Below are 26,762 nucleotides of genomic sequence, written 5' to 3' on the forward strand. Positions count from 1 at the left end.
TCTTGATGAAGAACACCTCTGAAATACATACAGGCGCAGTCATAGATAACAAAGACGGTTTCGACATCATTGAATGCACTCAATGCGGTTTTAAACATGTCACTCCACTGCCAGAACCTGAAGCGCTGGAACGATTTTACAAAGAAGAGTTTTATTCAGTCGAAAAACCACTCTCCATTAAACGGCAACATGAAGATGAAGCATGGCTAAATCTGCAATACTCCGACCGCTATGATACGTTTGAAAACCAACTGGATGACGAAAATCGCTCTTTACTCGATTTAGGTTCAGGTCCTGGCTTCTTTCTAAAGCACGGTAAAGAACGAGGCTGGAATGTGCTTGGAATAGAACCTTCTATCCAAGCGAGCCAACATGCGCGTTCATTGGGTGTTGATGTAATCAATGACTTTTTTAATCCAGCAACTGCATCCACACTAGGACAGTTCGATGTGATCCATGCAAGCTTGGTGCTCGAACATATCCCCAACCCCATAGAGCTACTAGCATTGGCTCGGACGTGTTTGAAACCTAATGGAATCATGTGTATCACAGCACCAAATGACTACAATCCCTTTCAACAAGCACTGGTTAAATCAGGAGAGTATTCACCTTGGTGGGTAGTCCCTAAGCACCATCTCAATTACTTCACTCCCAAAAGCTTAGCTAATTTACTAAACAACATTGGTATGGAAGTTTTCTTAAATGAAACGACTTTCCCAATGGACATGTTCTTACTAATGGGCGATGCCTATGTTGGCAATGACCAACTGGGACGTGCGTGTCATCAAAAAAGAATGCGCTTTGACTTACAACTTGACAAAGCAGGTTTAAATGAAACAAAGAGAGCAGTGTATCGCGCATTGGCTTCATTAAATATTGGTAGGGAAATCTGCATTTATGCAAAAAATATCTGCTAAATATAAAGACTACCAAGGCAAGCACCTACTAATCATAGGTGCTGGAATCGAAGCCTGTGAAGGAATTAACCTTGCTAGCGACATGGGCCTAGGACTCATTATTGTTGATGGCAGCCCTACAGCGCCCGGTTTTGACAAAGCAGACCACGTTATCCAAGCAAGCACTTACGATGGTGAAGCTATAGCAAAGCAAGCCTTAGCACTGGTAGAAAAAGGCCTCGAAATACATGGCGTCATTGCTATGTGCGCAGATGTGCCGATGAGCGTCGCCATAGTCGCAAGAGCACTCAATCTGCCAGGTCTTTCGCTACAATCTGCCCATTGGGTGGCTGACAAGCTCGCAATGAAACAACAACTCCAAAAAATGGGCATCCCTATTCCTCGTTTTTGCGCCGTGGCAAATAAAGCCTCACTTCATACATGCGCTAATGAGATTGGCTTCCCTTTGGTGATAAAACCCGTAGACAGTCGAGGCGCTCGAGGAGTGCAACTCATTGAGCAGACGTCACAACTTGATGCAGCATGGACACTCGCACATCATGAATCACCTACTGGCCGTGTGATGCTTGAAGAATATCTCGAAGGTCCTCAATTTAGTACCGAAACCCTAGTAGACAATAGCCGATGTTATACCTTAGGTTTTGCTGACCGTAACTATGAATGGCTTGAACGCACTAAGCCATTCATCATAGAAAATGGTGGCGATGCTCCAACAGCATCAAATGAAAGTATTCGCTCTGCAGTCATTTCATGTGTCGAGCATGCAGCGTTAGCCTTGGGGATCTGTTCCGGAGTAGCAAAAGGTGACATGGTATTTACCGATACAGGTCCTAAGGTGATCGAGATAGCTGGTCGTCTCTCAGGTGGCTACTTTTCAACCACTCAAATTCCACTTGCGTGCGGGGTAAACTTTGTCGAAAAGGCCATCAAACTCGCTCTTGGACAAAGTCTATCTGTTGAAGAAGTCACACCTTCGAAACAACAGGCGGTAGCCATACGTTATTTGGATCTTCCTGAAGGTAAAGTCAAATCTATTTTCAATCATGATGTTGCTTCTACAGCACCAGGAGTTCAGTTACTCAAAATATTCATTACTCCGGGTTCCATCATAGCTCCGCTGTCAAATCATACTCAACGAAGCGGTTTTGTCATTACCACAGCAACCAGCAAGCATGAGGCCATTGAGCTAGCTCAAGCTGCACTATCACTTGTCAAAGTGACGTATGAATAGGATATCGGCATGACGCCAGTAAAGATTTACGCTATTTTTCATATGAATCTGGCATTCTCATCCATAGAGAAAGAATCACATCTTGAAGTAGTACAGCGATGCTATTGGCCTTTGCTGCAACTGATCGAAAGTGGGATTCCGCTCGGATTGGAGATGACAGCATACACGCTTGAAGCAATTCAATCTGTAGACCCCGATTGGATTAAGTGCTTCAAAACGTTACTGAATGAAAATCGTTGTGAACTGATTGCGAGTGGCGACAGCCAGATCATAGGCCCACTAGTACCTGCCGATGTTAATCGTCATAATCTTCGACTTGGGCAAGTATCCTACAACCGCATTCTAGGTTACAAACCAACAATCGCTTATCTTAATGAGCAAGCTGTTTCAGCAGGGCTACTGGATATTTACCTTGAAGTTGGCTTTGATGCTGTTGTTGTGGAATGGGATAACCCCTATTCGCATAATCCTAATTGGCATACTGATTTATTGAAACGTCCCCAGTCCCTAGTTACCGCATTAGGTAACGAAATTAAGGTTATCTGGAACCATGCAATCGCCTTCCAAAAGTTTCAGCGCTATGTACACGGGGAATTATTACTCGAAGACTATCTGCAATATCTCAATAAAGTTATACAACCTGGATGCCTTGCTTTTCCTCTCTATGGCAGTGATGCGGAAGTGTTCGATTACCGCCCAGGACGTTACAACACAGAAGCAGTTCAAGCAGATAAAGAGTGGCAACGAATTGACCTACTATTTAAAACATTAAATAGCGATGCAAAATTTTTATGGAGCCCTCCATGTGACGTAATGACATTATGGCGTCCATCTCCTGCGTTAACACTGACTAATGCCGAACATCCCGTCTCAGTAAAGAAACAAGCAAAATATAACATTAATCGTTGGGCATTAAGTGGGCGCAATGACTTACAACTCAACAGTGAATGTTTTGCTGACTTCCAAAAACTGAATAAAGCCACTGCAACCGATCATCAATGGCGGCAGTTGTGCCGACGTTGGGCCAGCGATCTGCGAACTCATTTAACCCAAAAACGATTTGAGGCGTTGACAGTCCAAAAGCCAATATTTAAGTTATCGACTTTAATCAGCCAAAATACACAGCAGACAAATATCATCCCTGATAATGTCCAAATTGAATTTGACGAAGCAAGACGAAAACTCAGCATACAAACACCAGAAATCCATCTAATACTCAACGCAAACAGAGGATTGTGCATAGAAAAGTTGAGTTTTGTGTCACAGGGATTCACCCCCATTTTAGGCACACTCTCACATGGCTACTTTGACCACATCAGCTATGGCGTTGATTTTTTTAGCAACCACTTATTGATGGAAAGATTTAGACATAGAGACAGAGTTACGGACCTCAATAAAGTTGAGTATCAAATTTTAAATAATGCCGATGACTTACTTATACTCAGTCATCAATCATTACGTTCAGGTGGATTAAGTAAATGGTATAGATTAAGTGGCGAAAACCTAACCTGTGGTTTCACTTTTGATAACCATACTCGGCCTGAAGCATCACTGCGGCTTGGGTATGTCACATTACTCGATTGCAGCCAAAGAAACTGGTACCAAACTCACTTAGGTAGCGATACCTTGGAAAGCTTTCAGGCCAAAAATGATTTTAATCATGGTAATCCAGTATCATCAATTGTCTCTGCTACCAGTGCACTTGGCGCTACGGCTGGAGAAGTGCGTTTCGGTTCAGGGCCTTCTGGCGTAAAACTTAAATGGGACCCCGCACACTGTGCAGCATTACCTATGATTTCTAGCCAAAAAATTAATGACAACTACCTTAATAGGTTATGGTTTTCACTCATTGAAGCCGATGAAACGCTTAAGGAAGATGGTTACTTGCCAAGTTTTGAATACAGTATCAGTCCGTGTTCACTCCAATGTGAGACCCGCAAATGAAGACCATTGCCATAGTTGGTGCTCGATTAAATTCTAGCCGTCTGCCAGGAAAGCATCTGTTGCACCTCGCCGGCAAGCCTATGATTGAGCGGCTATGGTGTAGGTTAACCAGCAGCAAGGAAATCGATGACATCATACTTGCTACCACGGCAGATGATTATAACCGCCCACTGGTGAATTGGTCGCAAGATCAAAATGTAAACTGTTTTACTTTCGAAGGTGATGTCAATGATCTCATGGGGCGCTTAGATGCAGTCATAAATACGTTTCAACCTCAATATATTGTCTACATCTGCGGCGATTGCCCCCTAGTCGATCCAGATTTTATCGATCATGCGATCAAAGCATTAAAACGCCATCCAATCAAAGACAGTATTATTCTTGCTGAGGGGATAATGAGTATTCACGAAGGTATGGCATTTTACAGCTTCACGGGTTGGAAGAAACTGTTAGCGGCGAGTCAAAGTGACATGTCTCGTGAGCATGTTGGCTATGCTGATAAACTGACACCTGTCTTAGAAAAACTCAGCATCACCGACAGTGATGATTTTTCGACTATAAAGCATAGGATCTCAGTCGATACCCATGCCGACTACCTTTTCATGGAGAAGGTATACCAACGTTGGTTCCAAGAGCACACTAGCGATTCTATTGTGAACTTGAAATGGGTTCAGTCGCAGCTTCTGGCGGATCCTGAACTTCGTGCTCTAAATAATCACGTACAACAAAAACGTCCAGATACGCACTATAAAAAGGCACATATACTCTGCCATGTCGGTAAAGATATCGGAATGGGGCATCTCAAGAGAAGTGCTTTTGTCGCTAACTTACTGCAAGAACATTTATCGTTAGGAGTCACTCTACATATAGTTGGTGACAAACGCACCGACTTACCTTGGTTACAAAGTACTGCAATATGGTACAAAAACGAACAATCGGCGCTTTCCAAAATGCTGGAAAATAGCACCGCACTCTGGATAGTTGACATTCATCCACATTACATAGACAAGGTTCTTTTAAATTCAGCCCTTACCAAGGCAAAATCAGCAAACACTAAACTGCTGGCCATCGACAAAACCGATGCTGATATCAATTTCTTAGTGGATGCCATATTTGTACCTGCATTTTTTTGTCTGTCAGCCTCAGATAAAACTACATACGGCTGGTCGCATTACCTGTTCACACCGCAGAGAATAGTGCCCAAGGAAAAGCGAATACTGATCACCACTGGCGGCAGTGATGCATTGCAATATGGCTCTTGGTTACCTGCAATAATAGAAACACAGGTCCCAGCAACTTATAAAATAACTTGGGTACAGGGGCCCTATGCAGACAAACCGAAACTGCCTAACCAAGAAAGATGGACCCAAGTCATTAACCCTGAAAACTTATCCGAGCTAATGGCAAAGTCAGAAATTGTCATTTGCTGCTATGGCATTTCTCTGTTTGAGGCGATTGCCTCTGGGTCGCTTACACTGCTACTGCCAACTGACTCACTCTGTGAACCACAAGAACTGGATGCGCTAGAGAAGGCAGAATGTTGTCTCATTAGTCGCTCACGAGAGACCATAACCCAAGATATTCAAGCGCTATTTACATCGGAAAGCCAAATGTTTCGAGAGCGATGTCTAAATAATGCAGGCCAGCACTCCCTTGAAATGGAGGGGGAAAACAAGTTGTGTCAGTTAGTTAGCCGTTTAATCGAGGATACTCATGTCAAGCTGTGATGGATATATTCTCAGCGTTGGAGCTGGGCAGAATCAAGTTCCTCTGATCCTAAAAATTAAAGAAATGGGCTTTAAGGTCGTATCTTGTGATGCCGATGCTCAAGCGCCAGGAAAGATGATTTCGGATCTGTTTATCAATATCAGTACCTATGATGCGACACCGATCATAGATGCCATTGTTGCAGAAAATATCAAATTAATCGCAGTGCTAACGAGATCAACAGGCAAGCCAGTGGTTAGCTGCGCAATGATTGCTAAGTATTTTAAACTCCCTGGACTAGATATAGATAATAGTGAAGTTTTCACCCACAAACAAAAATTATTACACGCACTCAGACTACATGATATTGCCGCACCAAGAATATTCGATATTCATAATCCTATTGATTACCCTGTCTTTGTAAAACCTGCCAATACTGTAAAATCTCACGCAGCAATGAGTTTATGTAATTCAAGCATAGACTTAGAGCAAGCTTACTCAAATGCGGCATCAGTATCCTTAGATGGCTCGGTAAATATTGAAGAGTACTTGTTTGGTCAGGACATTGTCTCAATTGACTTCGTTTATAACAGTCAGATATTTCACCTATGTACCATAGGTGAAATATCAAACGGACCACCTAGCTTTGACGGCATAGGTTGGTATACCGTCTCACAAAACCTAAACGAAGTGGCACAAAGCCAGTTTTCATGTATGAAAAATGCTTTGACAATTCAGCATGGTTTTTTTCAAACGGCGATGAAATTCAATCCAATTGACAAGCAATGTAAAATCTACGAAGTACATGCGGAGATTGGTGGTGATAAAGTCAATGACATCTTCATTCCAATGATGAGCAATGGCTATGATGTATTTGAAAACAACATTCAACTTGCTCTCGGAAAATCCCCGGAGTCGATAAAAAAAACAGTTCCCATGCTACTGCTATTTAAGCAAAAACTTGAACAATACAAGATCAAATTACCAGATTCGGGATACCAAGAATGTGCAGAGGTCGACGGCTGCTTGATACTCTCATTCACGTATCAATGGCAGTTAAATGCATTTTTATCAAATACAACTGGAAAATCATTCTCATTTAACACAGGAGCTTAAGAATGAGCTGGGAAACACATTATCGGGAAGTACGAGCAAAAAAACCTTTAGTTTGGCCGGATATCAATGTCATAAGACAGGTTTCTAGACTGGACCTAAAACCTGATGCACGACTTTTAGATCTTGGATGTGGCGAAGGGCGTAACATCAGAGCATTGTTGGAGCTGGGATTTCGGCAAGTTTATGGCGCCGATCAAAGTGCGGCAGCACTTGAAATAGTTAAATCTCGTTATCAATTACCGCAACAACAACTTTTATGTGGTTCGGTACCGGATGTGTTAACCCCCTTCTCGGCCCAACACTTTGATATGGTTCTCTGTTGGGGGCTGATGCATTATCTGAAACAACCTGAAGTTACTCTTCAAGCAATTAGCCATGTTCTTAAATTAGGTGCAAGTCTAATCATTTCTTTCAATGCAAAAGAAGAGCGCAGAACAACTGTTGATACAGTGAAGAGCTATTACGATGATAATGAGATACGTCAGTTAATTGAGCGCGCAGGATTAACCATTCAGTCAATCGGGAAAGTCACTGATGAAAACTTTACAGATGGCAGAATCGAGTCTTATTACTGGTTAACTGCACGTAAATAAAACTATCATTGCTTTGATAACTGAAGCTTGAGTTGGGTTATCACTAAGTTCAGTTCATCGAGCTCTAGTCCAGGGTATAAAGGCAAGCTCAAAATATGCTCATAAAAGTGCTCCGCAGATGGAAAATCTCCTCGTTGGAAACCTTTTTTAAGATAAAATGGCTGAAGGTGTACAGGAAAATAGTGCACATGTACTTGTATACCTGCGGCTCGCATATCGTTGAATATCTGCTTTCTTGCAGAAGCATCATGTAGGCGGATAATTTGTAGATGTCTAGCACTTTGAGTATTAGGTAAAGGCTCAACCCAACTAAAAGCTAGGCCTATTAGTTGTTTACGATACAGTGCAGCTAATTCATTTCTTTTCAAAACAAAGGCATCGAGTCGCTTCATTTGCGACACGCCGAGCGCTGCCTGTAACTCGGTCATTCGATAGTTAAACCCCAACTCGTGCTGTTCATAATACCAATCACCTTCATCCGCCCTAAGCATTACAGTATGATCTCTAACGATTCCATGGCTACGAAGTTGAACCATACGTTTAGCTAAGTCGGATTGTTGAGTAGTAACAACCCCTCCCTCTGCACTCGTGATTATTTTTACCGGATGAAAACTAAATACACAAATATCAGAATGCTGACATGCGCCTATCTTCTGGTCTTGATAGCTTCCTCCTATAGCATGGGAAGCATCCTCTAAAACACTCACAGCATACTGCTTAGCTAAATCGCCAATTGCTTGCATATCGCAGCTATGGCCAGCTAAATGAACAGGAATAATAACTTTAGGTAAACGCTCAGCATTACGTAATTTATTGGCAAGGGCAACAGGACACATGTTACCTGTTTCGGAGTCGACATCGACGAAGTCAATTTCAGCACCGCAATACAAAGCGCAATTTGCCGATGCTACAAAGGTAATCGGTGATGTCCATACTAAATCTCCAGGACCAACACCCAAGGCAAGACAAGCAATATGTAGAGCAGAAGTTGCACTATTAACGACAATAGAGAATGCGACTCCCGTGTAATCACAAATGGCCTTTTCAAACTCAGGAACTTTAGGGCCTTGAGTTAAAAAGTCGGATTGCAATACTTCAACAACGGCTGCAATATCATCGGCAATAATATCGTGCCTTCCATATGGAATCATAAACATGACTCCTCATCCAGTTTTAATATTTCTTCAACTGTCAAAAAATGAACATTACTACCAGAGTTATATTCGAAGCCAGAATTAACTAAAGTGCCAACTTCATTTAAAGCATTAACTGTAAAATCACTTTCACGACCAAAAAACTTAATTGATGGTGTGATAACAAAATGGTCATCGAATTCTATCGTATGATGAGAATCATCACCTGGACACATAACTTCATGCATTTTTTCACCAGGACGAATACCTACGATCTCATGTGGTAACCCATTACCATAGGCATCCGCTAAATCGGAAATTCGTATTGAAGGGATTTTAGGTACGAAAATTTCTCCACCTTGCATTCTAGAGAAATTCTTAAGAACAAAATCAACACCATCTTGGAGTGTAATCCAAAAGCGTGTCATATCGGGATGGGTAATAGGAAGAGATGAAGCACCATTAGCAATCAACTGCTTAAAATAAGGGACGACGGAACCACGAGAACCAACGACATTCCCATATCTGACAGCAGCAAAGCGTGTTTTCCCTGAACCAACGATGTTATTGGCTGCAACGAATAACTTATCAGAAGCCAACTTTGTCGCACCATAAAGATTAATAGGACTCGCCGCTTTATCCGTCGATAAGGCGATTACCTTTTTTACTTTGTTGGCAATAGCTGCCTTGATAACATTCTCTGCACCATAAATGTTTGTCTTGATACATTCCATAGGATTATACTCTGCAGCAGGCACCTGTTTTAATGCTGCAGCATGAATAACATAATCGACATCTTGCAATGCTTGCATTAAGCGATCTGCATCACGCACATCTCCAATGAAATAACGCATGCAGGGAGCATTAAATATCTGCTGCATTTCAAACTGCTTCAATTCATCTCTGGAAAAAATGATCAACCGTTTGGGCTTATACCTTTCTAAAATTGTTTTTGTGTATTTCTGCCCAAATGACCCAGTGCCACCTGTAATTAAAATTGTTTTATTATCAAACATAGGGCCTCCCCAGTGGCTCAATTTAGCTTTCCATATAGATAATGTAACCGTAGCAACCTATACCTTGACGATTTACGGCTAAAGCAATCGAAGCAAAAAACAAGCCAACATGGCATAAAATCAATGCTAGAACGTAGTTTACTCACTTGTAAAGCTCTATTAGTATAGGTACTTACTAGTAAAATTTATATGATTTTATAGACTAATTTTGGCTTTATTGCATCAAATCAGCCCTTTCTAACTAGTCAATCAACACCTGATGGCTAAATGTCAATATAAACTGTCAAAAAAACATGGCGCATTTATTGCTGTTTTCTACCTGAGCAAATTTTTGCCTTGGCATAGTAAGATAAGAGCTCGTATTGACTTACTTGCCGACCAATAGGAATGTATAACTAATGAACAACATATTGAATAGTTTCGCAATAAGTCGATTTAATGAATACTATTTACCTAGTATAAACCGCCATACTTTTGAAAAACTTGATTCAAAAACAATTTATAACCATAAGTTTAAAAAGGCATTTTCGTTTAAAGATAAGCTTAATATTATTATTGGAATGGATTCAGGACTACTAGCAAGCTATGTATTAGAACAGGAAATCGCCTTAGGGTCTAAATTTATTTTTATCGAATTAGATGAAGTGCTGCCATTATTAATTATAGACATCCCGATAACTAAACAAAAAAGCTTTAAAATAGTAACTGAAATTGATTTTTTAGAGCAGTTAAAGCAAGAAGATATAAAAATATACCTCGCTAAAGGAGAGTATGAGATCTATGCTTCTCTTGGTGTCACATCCCAACACCTAGAAGCCTATACTTCACTATTTAGTAGAATAGAAAACAAAGTCCAAGATGAATATTTTAATCATAGAGTTACATTCACCCAAAAAATATTCTTTCAGACTCAGCTAGAGAATATTCCAGATAATCACACACCTGCAAAGCTTCTCAGAAATACATTTGAAGGGAAGACTTGCTTAGTCGTTGCTGGCGGTCCCTCACTTGATGACCATATTGATTGGATCATAAAGAACAGTGACAATCTTTTCATTATCGCAGTGTCGCGTATCGCAGGTAAGCTAGCTAAAAAATCTATTTCAGTTGATATTATCACTTGCGTTGATCCACAAGAGTTTAGCTTTGATGTGAGTCGAGAAATTTTTGCATTGAGTGAAAACACACTTCTAGTAAACTCTTACCATGTCAGTCCAAAAGTACTCTCGCAGTGGCAAGGACAAAGTGCATATCTAGGTCAACGGTATCCATGGAGTGGTAAAAAGGATCACGATAACATCATTACTGTCGGGCCGACAGTAACTAATAGTTCGATTCGTCTAGCTGTTGAGATGGGGTTCAAAAAAATACTATTAAGTGGTGTTGATTATTGTTACTCAAGATCTGGATATACCCATGCAAACGGCACAGTTGAAGCTAATCTAGGCCCTAATTTAGGACACAATAATAAATGGGTTGAAACCTATGCAGGCTACCAAGCTGAAGCCCCAATACAACTTGTGCATGCGATGGAGTCACTAGCATCTGAGGCTAAAAAATATCCTAATGTTAATTTTATCAATTTGTCAAACAGTGCTGCAAAAATCGAAGGTATTTCTCACATATCTCCTGAAAAAATCATTCTTGATGAACTTGGTAGTAAAATAATTTCTAGCCTAAAAAAGTGCAACATCCAAAATAAAAAATTTGACTTAGAACAATCATTAAATGAATGTAAAAAAGCTAAAGATGATCTCACAAAACTATTAAAGCTGACAAAAAAAGCGTTAACACTATCTAAAAAACTCAATTTAAACTCATTGAACGCTGATGTCATACTTGATGAAGTCAATAAAATTGAAAAAAGTATAAACTCTAAGTACCCAGAGCTAACAAGATTAATTAAAACTTATGGATATCTTGAGTTTTCAAAATTTCTAACTACAAGAGAAACAGAAAATTGGACTCAGTCACACATTAACAAAATGACTATAAGTTACTATGATGCATTCAATACAACCTGCCATAACATTCTTAAGCTAGTGATAAATTCTTACGAAAAAATAGTTTTTAGAATATTAGAAATTGATTCTAGTTTATTAGCACCACTCGCCCCTACCTGGCTAGAAAACCGTCAACCTGGTAGAGTTTTTTTATGGTGTAAAAACCATAAAGTTTCATTATCTGACTCGCATGAGAATGTTATCTTTTCACAATTAAAAGAAAAATTTGAAGAAGATATCACTCAAGTACGAAAAGCTTATATCGATACGCTAAATAAAGCCTCTGGAATGGAACGCGTCTATAAAAAAATTATGGGACTTAACTCTAATAAAAATAGTTATGGATTATCACTTACAGTCCAAAACTTATTTCCCTTAATTGAATCTGACAATGAAGCTCAAAGGTTATACCACCTAGCCTTATCATTCCAACTCAGCCTTGAACAACAGCCACAGCAGGCATTAGATGCTTTACTTGCTCTGCCTGAAGAACTTTGCACAGAGATGGAGTTAAAGCACATTATTTTACTGGCGCTCAAACTAAGTGACCTTGAGCTTGCGGCATCTACTTTGGTCAAAATATTGGCTCATAGTGATGAGTATATGCCTCAGTATGCGCATATTTTAAAACTCCAAGGCAAAATTCAAGAATCAGTGAATGTCTACCTAGATTACCTAGAGAAGTATCCATCTGATACACAAACATGGATAAAACTTGGCTTATTCATGTTTGAAATCAATCAAGTAGAAGCTTCGCACACTGCGTTTTCAAATGCAATTAATGCCGATCCCGATAATCAAGTCGCACGGGAGTACTTAGCTGAACTCACGAGGCTAATGAACACCCCACAATAACTGGCTCAAGATCGCCGATCTCGAATATTCGTGTTCGGTGATTTCACTATTGCTCCGCTAGACCGTATAATTAGCCTCGTTTCAGCATTGCGCATCTGCATATCCTAGGAGATTTTGTTTGGCTCATACCTATATACCTTTAGAAACTTACCGCCGTAAGTGGATTTTCAACCACAAAGACTTGCCTGTCACTGACGAGGACAAGGCGCATATCCTGCCGTTAACAGATAAAAGTGCGATGGAAATCTGGAATCAATGGATCAGCAACAAGAGTAGTCGTGCGGAGCAATTTACTAAGGGAGACTGGGCGGCGAAGGCTGATGCTTGGGTGGATACAGATCATTGGCAGAGTGCTTGGGATAGTGAAGAGAGCAGTTTACCCGCCATGTTAGCCGAGTTCATTCAATGGCCAGATGAAACAACCGTCTATTTTTGCTATGAAAAATATCAGATTATTGAAACTCGTTGGGATGTGTTCGTCCGTAATTGGAAGTGTTTTCTCTTCTTCGACGACGGTCCAATTTTGATCTCACCAAAACAGAAACAAGCTGTGATGTTCGAACAGAGTGGTCAGTACAAGCTAGGCACTCGCGGATGATTTGCCGCCGATAGTTTTACGCCAATACCATTACTTCAATACTTTTACGCGATAAGTCATCTTGTTGGCATGCTCATACTTAATGATGAGTATGCCATATTTAACCATTTTCGAATGATGCTTTGGCACAATTAGCCTATCTCTCCCCTCTTCTTTAGATTAACATCCATTTTCGGTGTCGAGTATTTGAGAAGTTGGGGTCAACTTTCTGCTGTAAATACTCATAAAATCTGCTTTAAACCCAATAATTAAAATAGAAAATGAGGTGTATTATGAAGTTACTCTCCACTCTTACCCTAGCCAGCGCGCTGTTATTACCCCACACATTAATGGCCAAAGAAGTATCAGGTGTGCAAGTCGCCGATACTGTGACGTTAGATAGCCAAGCATTACAGCTCAATGGCGCGGGCGTTCGCAGTAAGTTCTTTATGGATTTATATGTGGGCAGTCTGTATTTGCCAGCAGCCTTGAGTAGCACAGCAGCGGTTATCGATGCTCCGATTGCGGCAATCCGCCTTAATATTACCTCTGGCATGATCACCTCAGAAAAAATGCGCGATGCGATCACTGAAGGTTTTGAGCACGCGACCGCAGAAAACACCGCCGATATTCAACCGCAAATCGATGCCTTTATGGCGCTGTTTAACGAAGAAATTAAAGAAGGTGACCAATTTACCTTAGTCGCCAATAAAGCCCGCGGCGTGACGGCCTATAAAAATGGTCAGGAACAAGCCACCATCGAAGGTGAAATGTTCCGTCAAGCACTGTTAAAAATTTGGCTAGGTGATAAGCCAGCCCAGAAAAGCCTCAAAGAGGCCATGCTGGGCAAATAACTGACATTAACGTTAGAATTTGAATTCGATATCCAAGGCCGCTGCGCCTTGGCTATCCATATCAAGCGCAGTTTGGTCGGTCACTTCTAACTCACCATCAAAGTAATAACCGGCGTAAAGATTCACTGCTAATGCTGGGGTTGCTTGCCAACCGCCACGTAAATAACTCACCCATTCGTTCGTTTCTACCACAGTGTCATCGTCTTCGATAAGGAATCGCTCAGTACGACGCGAACTACCAAAGCCGACATTCCAATCGGAATTAAATCGATAACTCAGCTCTAATCCTGCAGGACCACTAAAACCGGCTTGGAAAGGATTGGCGAGTGCCCAATGTTCATCTATCTGCCAGCGCATGGCGAGATAAGGTACTGTGCGAACTTCATCGATATCATTAAGATACGCGACGCCAAAGCCAATCATATTCCCCGAATCAAATGCATACATGGCAGACGCCACAATGCCGTAACTCTGGGCTTCGCTGGCCGATGCAGTGTCGGCGTAGGCATATTGGATCTGCGGCGCTAAAAAGAAGGCCCAATGTTTATCCATGCGATAATTTAACGACACTCCGGCACGGTAACGATTGATATGATCCCAATTCTGCCCGTCGGTACCAAACAGCGGTGCGACATTGTTAGCACCAGTGAGCGTGATATTGCGCCAATCATAATCCAGCCTGTCGTAACCCACACGAAAGCCCAAAGACCATTGCTGATTTAACGGAACATTCATCCCTGCACTCAGTAATAAACTGTCCCTTTGTAGCTCAGTATTACCATTGGCAACCTCGGCACTCTGGGTGCTGATCTGCGCGACACTTAATCTAAAAGGCTTGTATTCCTGCGAAGGTTTATCCGCTGCAATAGCGGCACAACTCATTAACGGCAACAGTAATACAGCGCTTTTCAGCAGGCGCAGTTTTGCGCTCGATGGTGAGAGTTCTCGATTAGCCACGTCAGCTCCTTGCATTTAAAATGATTAACAGATTTTTTGCGCATAATACGCGCTATCAAGCTAAAAGGTTCATGCTTTCAATGTTGAGATACAAAATGATACTTTTATATTGTGCAAGTTTTATTAAACCCGATGCGCCTTCAGGAACATGTCTGCACAACCCAAAATATACTCATTTCTATCGCCAACGAGTTCATCTGCTGCCAAGCCCAATTCTAATTTGAGTTTTAGCTCACCAAACAACATTAAACATAAACGCACCGCACTATGGTGAACGTTACCAAATCGATATTGCCCTAGGGCTTCTACTGTCACTAAATAATCCGCCAATAATCCCACTATATGTTTCGGGCCCGCGTCGAAGAACAACTGCGACACTTCGGGATGACTTTCGGATTGCGCCACACAGGCTTTGAATACCGTAATAGCTTCAGGGCTGACGATCATCTCCCCAAACTGTAGGGCAAACTGAGTTAATGCCGATTCAGGCTTAGTGGGATCACTTAACAAATCATCATTAAGATTATGGCCAACACATTTAGATTCGATTGCCGCAACAAATAATTCATCTTTGCTGCCGTAATGGGAATAGACGGTTTGTTTCGACACACCCGCAAGCTTGGCAACCTCATCCATACTGGTATGAGGGAACCCTTGACGACAAAATAAATCAATAGCAGCCACAAGCACTTGCTGACGTTTTTGTTCGCTACGGCTCAGAGGTAACTGCGTCTCAGAAGAATGCGTCATATCGACTCTCGAATAGATAGACATAATAAATTGGCATTAGTTAAGCACAAAATAGACTAGACAGTCTAGTTCCACACAACTAGACTAGCAAGTCTAGTTACATTGCATTAACGTTTAACTTACAGCGGAAGCACTTAAAATGGATCGAACTGCCCGACGTTCTTGGCGCACTATCAGCGTCTGCGTGTTTGCTTTAGTCACATTATCCGCCTGCCAAAAGGAAGTCACTGAACACGCCACTACTGCTACGCTGCCCACAGTCACGAGCCAAGCGTTGATCCTGACACCAAGCTATCAGCACGAGCAAACCTTCACGGGGACTATCCGTGCGGGCAACACAACTGGCGTCGGCTTTGAACTAGCAGGAAAGTTAAACGAGCTACAGGCCGATTCCGGCATCAAAGTGAAGCAAGGTCAAATACTGGCAATCCTCGATACCCGACTACTCGAAGCCGAGCGTCAGGAGATCCAAGCGAGTCTGGCGCAAACCCAAGCCGATGTCGATCTGGCCACCAGTACTCTAAAACGTAATCAAGAATTGAAAAAATCGGGCTATGTCTCTGAGCAGCTATTAGATGAAAACCGCTCACAATTAAATAGCTTAGCCGCGGCGAAAAACCGCCTACTTGCCTCACAGCATGCCAATCAACTTAAGCTCGATAAATCCATCTTAGTGGCGCCCTTTGACGGCACCATCAGCCAAAAACTGCATAACTTAGGCGAAGTGGTTGCTGCGGGCAGCCCTATATTCACCTTAGTGGGCAATATCAATCCTGAAGCCTACATAGGCGTACCTGTCGCGTTAGCGGATCAGTTTCACCCAAAACAACAAGTGCAAGTCAGCGTGCAAGATCAAATCTTTACTGCCGAAATTGCCGGTATTAGCGCCGAAGTCAATCCCGTCAGTCGCACCCTACAACTTAGGATAAGCCTACCCCAAGATGCCCGTGTGATTAACGGTGAAATTGCGTATCTGCATCAACAGCAGCAAATTGAGCAAGCTGGGTATTGGGTGCCGATTTCGGCATTAACGGATGGCATTCGTGGGTTATGGAATCTGTATGTCATCGCAAAGGATGAACAGCAATCCATCATAGAGCGCCGAGATGTGGAAATCCTCTACACCACCCAGGACATGGCCTACATTCAAGGCGCAATTCAACCCAATGAAATCTATGTCAGCCAAGGACTCCATAAGCTGGTCGTAGGCCAAGCTGTATCTCCCATTGCCGCAACCACGAGGTAGTTATGATTAAAGCCTTTGTTGAAAACGGCCGCTTAGTCAGCCTCGTTATTGCACTATTACTGGTTGCGGGATTTGGTGCTATCTCGAGTCTGCCGCGCACTGAAGATCCACACATAACCAACCGTTTCGCCTCTGTGATCACCCCGTACCCTGGGGCCTCAGCTGAGCGGGTCGAAGCCTTAGTCACTGAAGTGCTCGAAAATCAGCTCAGGCGTTTAGAAGAAATCAAGCTGATCCAGTCGACCTCTCGGCCGGGGATTTCAGTCATACAGTTAGAATTGAAAGACACTGTTATGGAGACCGACCCCGTGTGGTCTCGGGCGCGGGATTTATTAGCCGATGCGAAAATCAATCTGCCCGAGGGCATACCATCCCCGACACTCGATGATCAAATTGGTTATGCCTACACCGCCATTTTAAGCTTAGTGTGGAATAGCAATACGCCCGTTCGAGTCGATATGCTCAACCGCTACGCGAAGGAATTACAGAGCAGACTCAGGCTGCTGTCGGGCACAGATTTTGTCAAACTCTACGGCGCACCGACCGAAGAAATGCTAGTGCAGCTTGACGGCAACAAGATGAGCCAGTTACAACTCACTCCCGCTTCCATCGCCCATATTCTCAGCGGCGCCGACAGTAAAATTGCCGCAGGTGAAATCAACAACCACGAGTTTCGCGCCTTAGTCGAAGTCTCGGGCGAACTCGACTCTTTAATTCGCATTCGCCAAGTGCCACTCAAAATTGATAACCAAGGCCAAATTATTCGTCTTGGGGATATTGCCACTGTCACGCGCCAAGCCAAAACGCCCGCGGACAGCATAGCCTTAGTCGATGGTGAACAAGGCGTTTTTGTCGCCGCGCGCATGCTTAACAATAACCGTGTCGATCTCTGGCAAGCACAAGTGAATAGCGTCGTCGATGAACTTAATCGCGAAGTGCCCGCCAATATCCAGATCCAATGGCTATTCGAGCAAAACAGTTACACCAGCGATCGCCTTGGCGGACTCGTGGTAAACCTGCTGCAAGGGTTTGTGATCATCTTGCTGGTATTGCTACTCACCCTTGGACTCAGAAACGCCATCATAGTGGCGATTTCATTACCCCTCACGGCACTGTTTACCTTGGCCTGCATGAAATATATCGGCCTGCCCATACATCAAATGTCGGTGACAGGACTCGTCGTCGCCCTTGGGATCATGGTGGATAATGCGATTGTGATTGTTGATGCCATCTCACAACGGCGCCAACAAGGGATGAGTCGCCTAGCCGCAGTGAGCGAAACCATACACCACCTTTGGCTGCCCTTAGCAGGTTCAACGATTACCACGATTTTAGCCTTTGCGCCCATAGTGCTGATGCCCGGTGCAGCAGGAGAGTTTGTCGGTGGCATTGCCATGTCAGTGATGTTTGCGCTGCTGGGCTCTTACCTGATTTCCCACACGATAATTGCGGGACTCGCGGGACGATTTAGCCATGAAGGCAAACATGATGTCTGGTATCAACACGGAATAAATCTCCCGCTTGTGAGCCAATATTTTCAAGCTAGCCTCAGAATCGCCCTTAAGCGCCCTATTCTCAGTGCGCTGCTTATCGGCATTACGCCAGTATTAGGTTTTTACGCCTCGGGCAAGATGACAGAGCAATTCTTTCCGCCATCGGACAGGGACATGTTCCAAATTGAAGTCTATCTTGCGCCCCATGTGAGTTTAGACAACACTTTGAACCAAGTGCAACTGATGGATAAAAAGCTCCATGCCGTCAATGGGATCACCCAAGTTGATTGGGTGGTGGGCGGCAATACGCCCTCATTTTATTACAACCTGACACAGCGCCAACAGGGCGCGACTAACTATGCACAGGCCATGGTGAAAGTGACCGACTTTGAACGTGCCAATGAGCTGATCCCCGAATTACAACAGCAGTTCGACAGTGCTTTCCCCGAAGCACAAGTGCTAGTACGCAAACTCGAGCAAGGTCCGCCCTTTAATGCGCCGGTAGAGTTGATGATCTTCGGTCCGAATCTCGATACGTTGCGATCGCTGGGCGACGAAGTCCGCAATATCCTCGCGCAAACGCCGGACGTACTCCATACCCGAGCAACCTTGAGTGCCGGTGCGCCTAAGCTGTGGCTGCAAGTGAATGAAGATGCCAGCCTGATGAGTGGTTTAAGTCTGACGGATATTGCCAAGCAGATCCAAATGTCGACCACAGGCGTTATCGGTGGCAGCGTGCTTGAGCAAACGGAGTCATTACCCGTTCGAGTGCGACTCGGTGATGGCAGTCGCGAACAAGTCACCCGCCTTTCAGAAATTCAATTAGTGACACCTTCGGGTGAGTCGGTCGCGCTCTCTGCCCTCGCCCACAACGAAGTTCAAGTGAGCCGCGGCGCCATTCCAAGACGTAACGGCCAAAGGGTGAATACCATAGAAGCCTATATTGTCAGTGGTGTGTTACCCGCCCAAGTGCTGAACGATGTCAAAGATAAAGTGGCACAACTCGCGCTGCCATCGGGTTATCGCATTGAAATCGGCGGTGAAAGCGCGAAACGTAACGAAGCGGTCGGCAATTTACTGTCCAATGTGATGTTAGTCGTCACCTTGCTATTGGCCACTGTGGTGTTGTCGTTCAACTCCTTTAGGCTCACGGCGATTATTCTATTGAGCGCGATACAATCAGCCGGGCTTGGCCTATTAGCCGTGTTTGTGTTCGGCTATCCATTTGGATTCCCTGTCATCATAGGTTTGCTAGGCTTGATGGGACTGGCCATTAACGCTGCCATAGTGATCTTGGCCGAACTTGAGGATATGCCAAGTGCCAGACTCGGCGATATGGAAACCATAGTCTCAACCGTCAGCAGTTGTGGTCGCCATATCAGCTCGACAACCATCACCACAGTAGGCGGGTTTATTCCGCTTATCATTGCTGGCGGTGGATTTTGGCCTCCCTTTGCCATTGCTATCGCGGGCGGCACGCTGCTAACGACTTTGCTTTCTCTGGTTTGGGTACCGACTATGTATTTGCTGTTGATGAAAACCCGTAAGGCGAACAATCAGTCCGCCATTCCAGCTTAAATCGCATCGTGGACTAGGTATTGATACAGTTTATCTTTGAGGTTTAACCGCTCTAATTTTAACGCTAAAAAGTGCTCATCGGCGGTGGGCACTTTAGTTAACTCAAGCGCCCTAATTTTATTGTCGAGCTCATGATAACGACTGGCCATAGTCGCAAAGACGCTATTATTGACTTTTAGATGTTTAATTTGATCGACAAAATCAGGAAACTCATAAACTAACGCATGATTCTCACCTAGCATATACACTTCCCCTATAATGGTTCTGACACTATGAATTCCATTCACCTTAAGCAGCTTAGTCCATGCCATCACAATACAGCCAGTTAGCGAGACTTTTTATCTGCCGACATGTCTGTGGAATGAATCCATTAACTCAAGTCTAAAACTGGTAAAATATCAAAGAATTGACTATACAATTGCTTAAATACTAGACCCATATCAAGACCATGGAGTGAGACTTAGGCTACATTGATGTAACCGTTACCTATAGGATCGTACGATGAATTATAAAAATTGGCCTATTGCTAAACAAATAGGTGCCCTCGCGTTTATTCTCACACTCACCATCTTTGGCATACTCAGTACCGTTTCCTACAAAGCCGCTTCGAATGTATTAGAAGATAAAGGCATGAGTGCCATGAAGTCCGAAATGCGTGCCGTTTCAGACATGTTAGAACTGCAATACGATAGCCTTTTACAGCTTGCAAGGCGCAACGCCGATGTGTTTAAGGAAATGTATCCAGGGCAATTTAGTAAACCAAATAAAACCGTCAATGTGATGGGAGTCAGCTCCCCCGCCCTCATGCATGAACAAGAACAAATTAACTCCTCAAAAAGTAAAGTCGATCGTTTTGCTAACCTGACTGGCGGCACGGCAACGGTATTCGTGCGTGATGGCGATGATTTTATGCGGGTGTCGACCTCACTCAAAAAAGCCGATGGTAGCCGTGCACTAGGGACCTTCCTCGGCAAAACGCATCCAGGCTATCAAGCGCTGATCAGCGGCCAAGAATACGAAGGCTACGCCAAACTCTTCGGCAAAGACTATATGACAGTCTATCGCCCAGTAAAGGACGTCCAAGGCCAAGTCATTGGTATCTTATATATTGGCTTTGACATCACCAGCTCGTTAAAACAATTACAAGATGCAGTAAACAGACTCACCCTAGAAGAAAGCGGTTATTTTCTGTTAGTGCGTAAAGCGGACAATGTACTTGTCGCGCATCCTCAGTTTAATGCGGGCGAGGTTATCACCGAGAGTATGCTCGATGGGTTAAGTGTGGCTGAGGCCACGAAAGATGATTCTGAGTACAGTTATATCAATGGTAAAAATGAGCCTATGTTTGCCTATAGCCAAACCGTAACTGGCTGGAATTGGATGTTGGTAGGCCAAGTTAAGGCGAGTGAACTCAATGAAGAAAGTATGCAGTTACTCACTATCAACGCTATCGTTGCCCTCACTGGGATTGCACTGATCACAGCACTGCTTTCAGTAGTATTAATCCGTGCACTTAAACCGTTACATGCCCTACAAGTGCATATGGAAAGGCTAGGCAGTGGCGATTTCAGTCATCACTTAGCGCCATCAGAACCACAGAGTCAAAACGAAGTTGATCGCATCACCACCAGTGTATCGACCATGTCATCAGAGTTAAGGCAGTTGATCATTGCCCTGCAGGATTCGGTGATGAGTTTAGAGCAGCAGGCTTCTAAGGCACAAAGTATCGCCAAACAGAATGGCGAAGAAGCTCAGGCCTTAATGCTACAAACGGATCAAATTGCCACAGCCATTGAAGAAATGTCGACCTCTATTCGTGATGTGGCGAACCATGCCCAAGACGGCGCAGTTCAGAGCCAGCAAGTGGATGCCGCAGCCAAAGAAGGCCAAGATCAGCAAGTTAAAGTAGTGCAAGATTTACTCAAGCTCAGTGAACAGCTCAGTAACAGTCATCAGTCGGTTGAAAAAGTCAGTCACGAAAGTGAAGCCATCAGTAAAGTCACCGAAGTGATTAACAGCATTGCCGAGCAGACAAACTTACTGGCACTCAATGCGGCGATTGAAGCGGCGCGCGCAGGCGATCAAGGTCGAGGCTTTGCGGTCGTTGCCGATGAGGTGAGAACCTTAGCCCAGCGCACCCAATCATCCATTTTAGAAATTGGCCAAACAATTGGAAAGCTACAAACCCAAGTGAAAAGCACCACAGAGCAAATGGGTCAGAGTCATCAATTAGGTATGGAATCCGCAGCACAGGGCGAAGCAACCGGCGAGCAGCTTAAGGAAATCACCCGCCGGATTGGTGAACTCGCCATTAGTTCACGTAATATCGCCTCGGCAACTGAACAGCAAAGCAGTGTTGCAGAGGAAATTACTCACAATCTGCATCAGATCAGTGAACTAGCAAATGAGGGCGAGCACCGTGCCACTGAAACCGTACATTCAGCCAATGAACTGTCTTCCTTAGCGGCTGCTTTAAAACGCCAGATAAGCCAGTTTAAGGCCTAATTAGACTAGCGCGACGGGTTCAACTAGCTCAAATTTTTAATGAGTTGTTTATCAAATGCCACCCACACTGGGTGGCATTTTTTATGGCCGCGATTTCAACAGTTTTGGGGCATCATTCAAGAAAGCGACTTGAGGAGATAGTTATTGATATTCGCTATTTTAAAAGCGCGATGTAAAAGAATAAGGAGTAAAGATTTTAAATAATACGGAGCAATAGCCTGTATCTATCGCCATCAAAAAGCGATAAAGTGATAAAGCCTCAATGGGTGAAATGCCTTTGGGTAAGGTGTCGTCTTAGAGGATGCCACTTGATGACGTGTCTTTAATGACATGCCTCACTTATTCATGCTTCCCTGTTCAATCTCAGTAGCAACTTCACTTAGGCATTCAGCCCTGATAATCCACACTCTTTGTCACAACCTCTCAATCTTAGACGCCACATCTGTCAGGCATCACACTCACGACAAAACGGATATCAGGCGCACCTGCTGCGTTGCCTCAGCACACGGCTACATCATCACACTTCTATGGAGTTAGATATGCTGGCTAATAGGGTAGTTCTGCTGATGCACAGGCTAAACCTTGCCTCACCCAGCAAATAAATCCCAATAAAAAACCCCGCTAGAGCGAGGTTTTTTAAATCGAGTTTAGACGTTACTCGGCATCATCAGCCGATCTGTCCATGTTCTCAGTATTCTCAAGCCACAGGGCATTGATAATCCCGAAAGAACAGGCCAACAAAACCCCTAATATCCACGTAAAATACCACATAGCAGATGCTCCTTAATGCCTAATAGAGTGAGGCTTTGTTATCTTCAATATGCTTACGGCCGATACGACCAAACATTTTGAAGTAAGTCCAGACAGTGTAGCTCAACACTATGGGTACGAAAATCGCAGCTGCAGCAGTCATAACACCTAAGGTCATTTTACTGGCTGTTGCATCCCACATAGTCAAACTGACGTTAGGGTCTAGTGACGATGGCATAACGAATGGGAACATAGCCGCACCGCAAGTCAAAATCACCATAGCCACAGTCAGTGAGCTGAATAGGAACGCAAAACCTGAACGGTTAAAGCGGCTCACCAGAATCACTAACAGCGGCAATACCACACCTAAGATAGGGAATAGCATAGTGATGGGGTATTTGTCATAGTTGGCAAGCCAAGCACCCGCTTCAATCGCGACTGTTTTCATTGCTGGGTTAGACACCGCATTATGGTCAAGGACTGATGTCACGACATAACCATCAATACCATTGGCTAACCACACGCCCGCCGCAGCAAACAACACAGCCACTAATAGTGCGAAGAATTGCGTGGCTTTCGCAGCACGAACTCGCAGCTCGCTATCAGTCTTCATTTGTAGCCAAGAAGCGCCTTGCATCATAAACATGCTCACGCTCACAAGACCTGCCAGTAGACCGAAAGGATTCAACAGACCGAATAGACCACCGTGGTAAGTCGCACGTAGGAACTCGTCGAATTCAAACGGTACGCCTTGTAACAAGTTACCAAAGGCTACGCCTATGATCAGTGGAGGTACAAAACCGCCGGCAAACAAGGCCCAGTCCCACGACTTACGCCACTTTGGATTTTCAATTTTAGAACGGTAATCGAATCCGACTGGACGCATGTAAAGGGCAAACAGCACTAACATCATGGCGACATAGAAGCCAGAGAAAGACACTGCATACACCATAGGCCAAGCGGCAAATAACGCACCACCTGCTGTGATTAACCACACTTGGTTGCCGTCCCAATGGGGAGCAATAGTGTTGACCATGATACGGCGTTCAGTATCGTCTTTACCTATGATTGGCAGTAACGCACCGACACCCATGTCAAAACCGTCAGTAACCGCAAATCCGATGAACAGTACGCCGATCAGAGCCCACCAGATAACTCTTAATATTTCATAATCAAACATAATGAAATCCTCTGCTTAGGCTTCTAGTTTCTCGAAATGATAACGACCAGTTTTTAAACTGCTCGGACCAATGCGGGCAAACTTAAACATCAAGAACATCTCAATCACCAGCAGCACAGTGTAGAACAGGGTGATAGAAAGGATACTGAACCATAAGTCGCCAGTCGTTAAGCTTGAGGCAGACATAAAGGTCGGTAATACCTCAGAAATCGTCCAAGGTTGACGACCATACTCAGCCACAAACCAACCACACTCAATCGCAATCCAAGGCAATGGCAAGCTATAAAGTGCAGCTTTAAGTACCCATTTCTTCTCGACGATTTGATGACGTGTGCTTTGCCAGAATGCCGCAGCAAATACGAATAACATGATAAAGCCTAGACCCACCATCACACGGAAGCTCCAGAAAATCGGTGCTACGTTAGGAATAGAATCTTTAGCAGCGGCTTTAATTTGCTCTTCAGTGGCATCGACCACTTTATCTGTGTAGCGTTTCAGCAAGAAACCATAGCCTAAGTCGACTTTTGCTTCTTCGAAGGCCGCACGTAATTCAGGCGTTTCTTCACCCGCACGCAGCTTCACTAACATGGCATAGGCTTTCATACCGTTACGGATGCGCACTTCATGCTCAGCAATCAAGTCATGGATACCCGTGACTTCTTCATCCAATGAGCGTGTTGCCACAATACCCATAGCATAAGGAATTTTGATCGCATAATCCGTGTGCATGGTTTCTTGATTTGGGAAACCAACCGCAGTAAAGGCCGCAGGAGCAGGTTCAGTATGCCATTCAGCTTCAATCGCCGCTAACTTAACACGCTGTGCTTCACCTACTTTATAGCCAGATTCATCACCTAACACGATAACCGATAGAATTGCCGCCATACCAAAGCTTGCCGCAATCGCGAATGAGCGACGGGCAAAAGGTAAGTCACGTTTCTTGAGGATGTAATAAGCACTGATTGCCAGTACAAACATGGCACCCGCCACATAACCCGAAGCCACAGTGTGAACAAACTTCACCTGCGCAACAGGGTTAAACACCACTTCGGCGAAGCTGGTCATTTCCATGCGCATGGTTTCGTAATTGAACACTGAACCCACAGGGTTTTGCATCCAACCGTTTGCCACTAAAATCCACAATGCCGACATGTTAGAGCCAAAGGCCACTAACCAAGTCACCACTAAATGTTGACGTTTAGTGAAACGATCCCAACCGAAGAAGAACATACCGACGAAGGTAGATTCGAGGAAGAAGGCCATTAAACCTTCAATAGCCAGAGGCGCACCAAAGATGTCCCCTACGTAATGCGAATAGTAAGACCAGTTAGTACCAAACTGGAATTCCATTGCCAAACCTGTGGTAACCCCCAAGGCAAAGTTAATACCAAATAACTTACCCCAGAACTTAGTCATATCTTTATAAATTTGTTTATCCGTCATCACATACAGTGATTCCATGATAGCCAGCAAAAATGCCAACCCCAACGTCAAGGGAACAAACAGGAAGTGATACATGGCTGTCAGCGCAAACTGCAACCGCGATAGCTCAACAACCTCTTCAACAATCATCGGTGACTCCTTACTTGGTGCGTCCAATTGCTATGATAAAACCCGCGTCAATCACAGCAAGTGCCTTTGTAGGATAGTGAGTTTTCATTTTGTGTTTATATCTGAACATCAGTATAAACCGTTAAATTTAATCTTTTGCATTAGTTCGAAGCAGCAAGGGCTAAAAAGTACCAATATCCGTCGCATATTGAGACGCGAGTCACACTATCGCAAGTAACTGAGACCGACACCTTACCACTCAATCAATCAAATGATCTCATCGATATAAATATCAGATAGTTAAGATATTTATTCGTTTTCATTTGTGGCTATTTTATACCACCTCGCTTTGATGCAAATCAATCAAACTCAGTGGTTTAGGTGGGTTTTGCGGTGAGGCACACACTTCCCCATCGAGAGGGATTGACAACTACACAAAACAGGAGTAGTGAGCAAGCGTTAATTAATATAAACCCCTACTTTTATTGATTAGCCGCCACAAATCAGCTCCAGCCACCAAAAAACTAACAAACAAATAATGTTGCAACAAATTAACTAAAAAAAACTTAAAAATATTTTTAGCGTAAATCAATTAAAAACCTTTAAAATCAATAAATAAATCAACATATAGAAATAAAGATATAAAAACAGCATTAAAATTCATTAGTTTTAATAATGAATAATTGTATTTTTTCTCGTTTGAGAAGCTAATCTGAGTTGTTTAATATATGTCCTGTGTTAAGGAGACAATTTGGTAGAACTGGTGTCGTAGCCCAGTCAATGCCAACTTCGCGCACATAGGTATT

At 43.6% G+C, this 26,762-nt stretch carries 20 protein-coding genes; 12 read left to right on the plus strand and 8 right to left on the minus strand.

The window, feature by feature from the left end; translation table 11 throughout:
• Nucleotides 1-5: 5 nt before the first annotated feature.
• Genes AC5YB3_RS04535 through AC5YB3_RS04560 form a run of 6 tightly spaced genes read left to right on the plus strand, consistent with a single transcriptional unit; the run spans nucleotide 6 to nucleotide 7,508 of the window.
• Nucleotides 6-917, plus strand: a complete 912-nt coding sequence (locus AC5YB3_RS04535; protein WP_071939702.1) for a class I SAM-dependent methyltransferase — start codon at nucleotides 6-8, stop codon at nucleotides 915-917.
• Nucleotides 898-2,148 (plus strand): ATP-grasp domain-containing protein, encoded by a 1,251-nt coding sequence (locus AC5YB3_RS04540; RefSeq protein WP_347098607.1) that lies wholly within the window; start codon nucleotides 898-900, stop codon nucleotides 2,146-2,148. Before AC5YB3_RS04535 ends, AC5YB3_RS04540 begins: the two co-directional genes overlap by 20 nt.
• Nucleotides 2,149-2,157: 9 nt before the next feature.
• Nucleotides 2,158-4,092, plus strand: coding sequence for a glycoside hydrolase (locus AC5YB3_RS04545; RefSeq protein WP_347098608.1), 1,935 nt, complete (start codon nucleotides 2,158-2,160; stop codon nucleotides 4,090-4,092).
• Nucleotides 4,089-5,819, plus strand: coding sequence for a cytidylyltransferase domain-containing protein (locus tag AC5YB3_RS04550; protein ID WP_432357865.1), 1,731 nt, complete (start codon nucleotides 4,089-4,091; stop codon nucleotides 5,817-5,819). The genes AC5YB3_RS04545 and AC5YB3_RS04550 overlap by 4 nt, the downstream gene beginning before the upstream one ends.
• A complete protein-coding gene (locus AC5YB3_RS04555; protein ID WP_347098611.1) occupies nucleotides 5,806-6,915 on the plus strand; it encodes an ATP-grasp domain-containing protein in 1,110 nt (369 codons plus the stop codon). Before AC5YB3_RS04550 ends, AC5YB3_RS04555 begins: the two co-directional genes overlap by 14 nt.
• 2 nt (nucleotides 6,916-6,917) lie before the next feature.
• Nucleotides 6,918-7,508 (plus strand): class I SAM-dependent methyltransferase, encoded by a 591-nt coding sequence (locus AC5YB3_RS04560; protein ID WP_347098613.1) that lies wholly within the window; start codon nucleotides 6,918-6,920, stop codon nucleotides 7,506-7,508.
• A 5-nt stretch (nucleotides 7,509-7,513) separates the two neighbouring features.
• Here AC5YB3_RS04560 and pseC read toward each other — a convergent pair whose 3' ends face one another.
• Nucleotides 7,514-8,659, minus strand: a complete 1,146-nt coding sequence (gene pseC, locus AC5YB3_RS04565; RefSeq protein WP_494526654.1) for a UDP-4-amino-4,6-dideoxy-N-acetyl-beta-L-altrosamine transaminase — start codon at nucleotides 8,657-8,659, stop codon at nucleotides 7,514-7,516.
• The gene (gene pseB / locus AC5YB3_RS04570; RefSeq protein ID WP_071939709.1) at nucleotides 8,656-9,657 is read right to left on the minus strand and encodes a UDP-N-acetylglucosamine 4,6-dehydratase (inverting); all 1,002 of its coding nucleotides are present in this window, start codon (nucleotides 9,655-9,657) and stop codon (nucleotides 8,656-8,658) included. The genes pseC and pseB overlap by 4 nt, the downstream gene beginning before the upstream one ends.
• A 398-nt stretch (nucleotides 9,658-10,055) precedes the next feature.
• On the opposite strand from pseB, the gene AC5YB3_RS04575 reads away from it, so the two are divergent.
• The 3 genes from AC5YB3_RS04575 (at nucleotide 10,056) to AC5YB3_RS04585 (ending at nucleotide 13,946) form a co-directional block, all read left to right on the plus strand.
• Nucleotides 10,056-12,515: a motility associated factor glycosyltransferase family protein gene (locus AC5YB3_RS04575; RefSeq protein ID WP_494526655.1), complete on the plus strand. Its 2,460-nt coding sequence runs from the start codon at nucleotides 10,056-10,058 to the stop codon at nucleotides 12,513-12,515.
• A gap of 118 nt (nucleotides 12,516-12,633) precedes the next feature.
• Nucleotides 12,634-13,113 carry a DUF2947 domain-containing protein gene (locus AC5YB3_RS04580; protein ID WP_347098618.1) on the plus strand — a complete coding sequence of 160 codons (480 nt, stop codon included), beginning with the start codon at nucleotides 12,634-12,636 and terminating at the stop codon, nucleotides 13,111-13,113.
• Between the two features lie 272 nt (nucleotides 13,114-13,385).
• Nucleotides 13,386-13,946: a chalcone isomerase family protein gene (locus tag AC5YB3_RS04585; RefSeq protein ID WP_006085666.1), complete on the plus strand. Its 561-nt coding sequence runs from the start codon at nucleotides 13,386-13,388 to the stop codon at nucleotides 13,944-13,946.
• Nucleotides 13,947-13,958: 12 nt separating this feature from the next.
• On the opposite strand, the gene AC5YB3_RS04590 is transcribed toward AC5YB3_RS04585, so the two are convergent.
• Both AC5YB3_RS04590 and AC5YB3_RS04595 read right to left on the minus strand, forming a co-directional pair.
• Nucleotides 13,959-14,903, minus strand: a complete 945-nt coding sequence (locus tag AC5YB3_RS04590; RefSeq protein ID WP_494526656.1) for a DUF6268 family outer membrane beta-barrel protein — start codon at nucleotides 14,901-14,903, stop codon at nucleotides 13,959-13,961.
• Nucleotides 14,904-15,026: 123 nt separating this feature from the next.
• Nucleotides 15,027-15,653: a TetR/AcrR family transcriptional regulator gene (locus AC5YB3_RS04595; protein ID WP_259513581.1), complete on the minus strand. Its 627-nt coding sequence runs from the start codon at nucleotides 15,651-15,653 to the stop codon at nucleotides 15,027-15,029.
• 139 nt (nucleotides 15,654-15,792) lie between these two features.
• On the opposite strand from AC5YB3_RS04595, the gene AC5YB3_RS04600 reads away from it, so the two are divergent.
• Nucleotides 15,793-16,899, plus strand: a complete 1,107-nt coding sequence (locus tag AC5YB3_RS04600) for an efflux RND transporter periplasmic adaptor subunit (RefSeq protein WP_494526657.1) — start codon at nucleotides 15,793-15,795, stop codon at nucleotides 16,897-16,899.
• A 2-nt stretch (nucleotides 16,900-16,901) separates the two neighbouring features.
• Nucleotides 16,902-19,970 (plus strand): efflux RND transporter permease subunit, encoded by a 3,069-nt coding sequence (locus AC5YB3_RS04605; protein WP_494526658.1) that lies wholly within the window; start codon nucleotides 16,902-16,904, stop codon nucleotides 19,968-19,970.
• Here the strand turns inward: AC5YB3_RS04605 and AC5YB3_RS04610 are convergent.
• Nucleotides 19,967-20,212 carry an HP1242/YdcH family protein gene (locus AC5YB3_RS04610; RefSeq protein ID WP_432310627.1) on the minus strand — a complete coding sequence of 82 codons (246 nt, stop codon included), beginning with the start codon at nucleotides 20,210-20,212 and terminating at the stop codon, nucleotides 19,967-19,969. The two genes, AC5YB3_RS04605 and AC5YB3_RS04610, sit on opposite strands and share 4 nt — an antisense overlap.
• 259 nt (nucleotides 20,213-20,471) lie before the next feature.
• Between AC5YB3_RS04610 and AC5YB3_RS04615 the strand changes: the two genes are divergently transcribed.
• On the plus strand, nucleotides 20,472-22,475 hold the full coding sequence (locus tag AC5YB3_RS04615; protein WP_347098625.1) for a methyl-accepting chemotaxis protein: 2,004 nt from the start codon (nucleotides 20,472-20,474) through the stop codon (nucleotides 22,473-22,475).
• 654 nt (nucleotides 22,476-23,129) lie between these two features.
• On the opposite strand, the gene cydX is transcribed toward AC5YB3_RS04615, so the two are convergent.
• The 3 genes from cydX to AC5YB3_RS04630 are packed head-to-tail and all read right to left on the minus strand — an operon-like array spanning nucleotide 23,130 to nucleotide 25,977.
• Nucleotides 23,130-23,246 carry a cytochrome bd-I oxidase subunit CydX gene (gene cydX / locus AC5YB3_RS04620; RefSeq protein ID WP_006082469.1) on the minus strand — a complete coding sequence of 39 codons (117 nt, stop codon included), beginning with the start codon at nucleotides 23,244-23,246 and terminating at the stop codon, nucleotides 23,130-23,132.
• 19 nt (nucleotides 23,247-23,265) lie between these two features.
• Nucleotides 23,266-24,405: a cytochrome d ubiquinol oxidase subunit II gene (gene cydB, locus AC5YB3_RS04625; protein ID WP_006082470.1), complete on the minus strand. Its 1,140-nt coding sequence runs from the start codon at nucleotides 24,403-24,405 to the stop codon at nucleotides 23,266-23,268.
• A 15-nt stretch (nucleotides 24,406-24,420) separates the two neighbouring features.
• On the minus strand, nucleotides 24,421-25,977 hold the full coding sequence (locus AC5YB3_RS04630; protein WP_012089727.1) for a cytochrome ubiquinol oxidase subunit I: 1,557 nt from the start codon (nucleotides 25,975-25,977) through the stop codon (nucleotides 24,421-24,423).
• Nucleotides 25,978-26,762 lie beyond the last annotated feature (785 nt).

The sequence above is a fragment of the Shewanella sp. 1311 genome, assembly GCF_059338235.1.

Bases quoted from the DNA above. Each gene is read 5' to 3' on its own strand.
- pseB (WP_071939709.1), bottom strand. From the start codon at position 9,657: ATGTTTGATAATAAAACAATTTTAATTACAGGTGGCACTGGGTCATTT.
- AC5YB3_RS04600 (WP_494526657.1), top strand. From the start codon at position 15,793: ATGGATCGAACTGCCCGACGTTCTTGGCGCACTATCAGCGTCTGCGTG.
- AC5YB3_RS04560 (WP_347098613.1), top strand. From the start codon at position 6,918: ATGAGCTGGGAAACACATTATCGGGAAGTACGAGCAAAAAAACCTTTA.
- AC5YB3_RS04545 (WP_347098608.1), top strand. From the start codon at position 2,158: ATGACGCCAGTAAAGATTTACGCTATTTTTCATATGAATCTGGCATTC.
- AC5YB3_RS04550 (WP_432357865.1), top strand. From the start codon at position 4,089: ATGAAGACCATTGCCATAGTTGGTGCTCGATTAAATTCTAGCCGTCTG.
- AC5YB3_RS04585 (WP_006085666.1), top strand. From the start codon at position 13,386: ATGAAGTTACTCTCCACTCTTACCCTAGCCAGCGCGCTGTTATTACCC.
- AC5YB3_RS04630 (WP_012089727.1), bottom strand. From the start codon at position 25,977: ATGATTGTTGAAGAGGTTGTTGAGCTATCGCGGTTGCAGTTTGCGCTG.
- AC5YB3_RS04610 (WP_432310627.1), bottom strand. From the start codon at position 20,212: ATGCTAGGTGAGAATCATGCGTTAGTTTATGAGTTTCCTGATTTTGTC.
- AC5YB3_RS04575 (WP_494526655.1), top strand. From the start codon at position 10,056: ATGAACAACATATTGAATAGTTTCGCAATAAGTCGATTTAATGAATAC.
- pseC (WP_494526654.1), bottom strand. From the start codon at position 8,659: ATGATTCCATATGGAAGGCACGATATTATTGCCGATGATATTGCAGCC.
- cydB (WP_006082470.1), bottom strand. From the start codon at position 24,405: ATGTTTGATTATGAAATATTAAGAGTTATCTGGTGGGCTCTGATCGGC.
- AC5YB3_RS04535 (WP_071939702.1), top strand. From the start codon at position 6: ATGAAGAACACCTCTGAAATACATACAGGCGCAGTCATAGATAACAAA.
- AC5YB3_RS04615 (WP_347098625.1), top strand. From the start codon at position 20,472: ATGAATTATAAAAATTGGCCTATTGCTAAACAAATAGGTGCCCTCGCG.
- AC5YB3_RS04555 (WP_347098611.1), top strand. From the start codon at position 5,806: ATGTCAAGCTGTGATGGATATATTCTCAGCGTTGGAGCTGGGCAGAAT.
- AC5YB3_RS04595 (WP_259513581.1), bottom strand. From the start codon at position 15,653: ATGACGCATTCTTCTGAGACGCAGTTACCTCTGAGCCGTAGCGAACAA.
- AC5YB3_RS04605 (WP_494526658.1), top strand. From the start codon at position 16,902: ATGATTAAAGCCTTTGTTGAAAACGGCCGCTTAGTCAGCCTCGTTATT.
- cydX (WP_006082469.1), bottom strand. From the start codon at position 23,246: ATGTGGTATTTTACGTGGATATTAGGGGTTTTGTTGGCCTGTTCTTTC.
- AC5YB3_RS04540 (WP_347098607.1), top strand. From the start codon at position 898: ATGCAAAAAATATCTGCTAAATATAAAGACTACCAAGGCAAGCACCTA.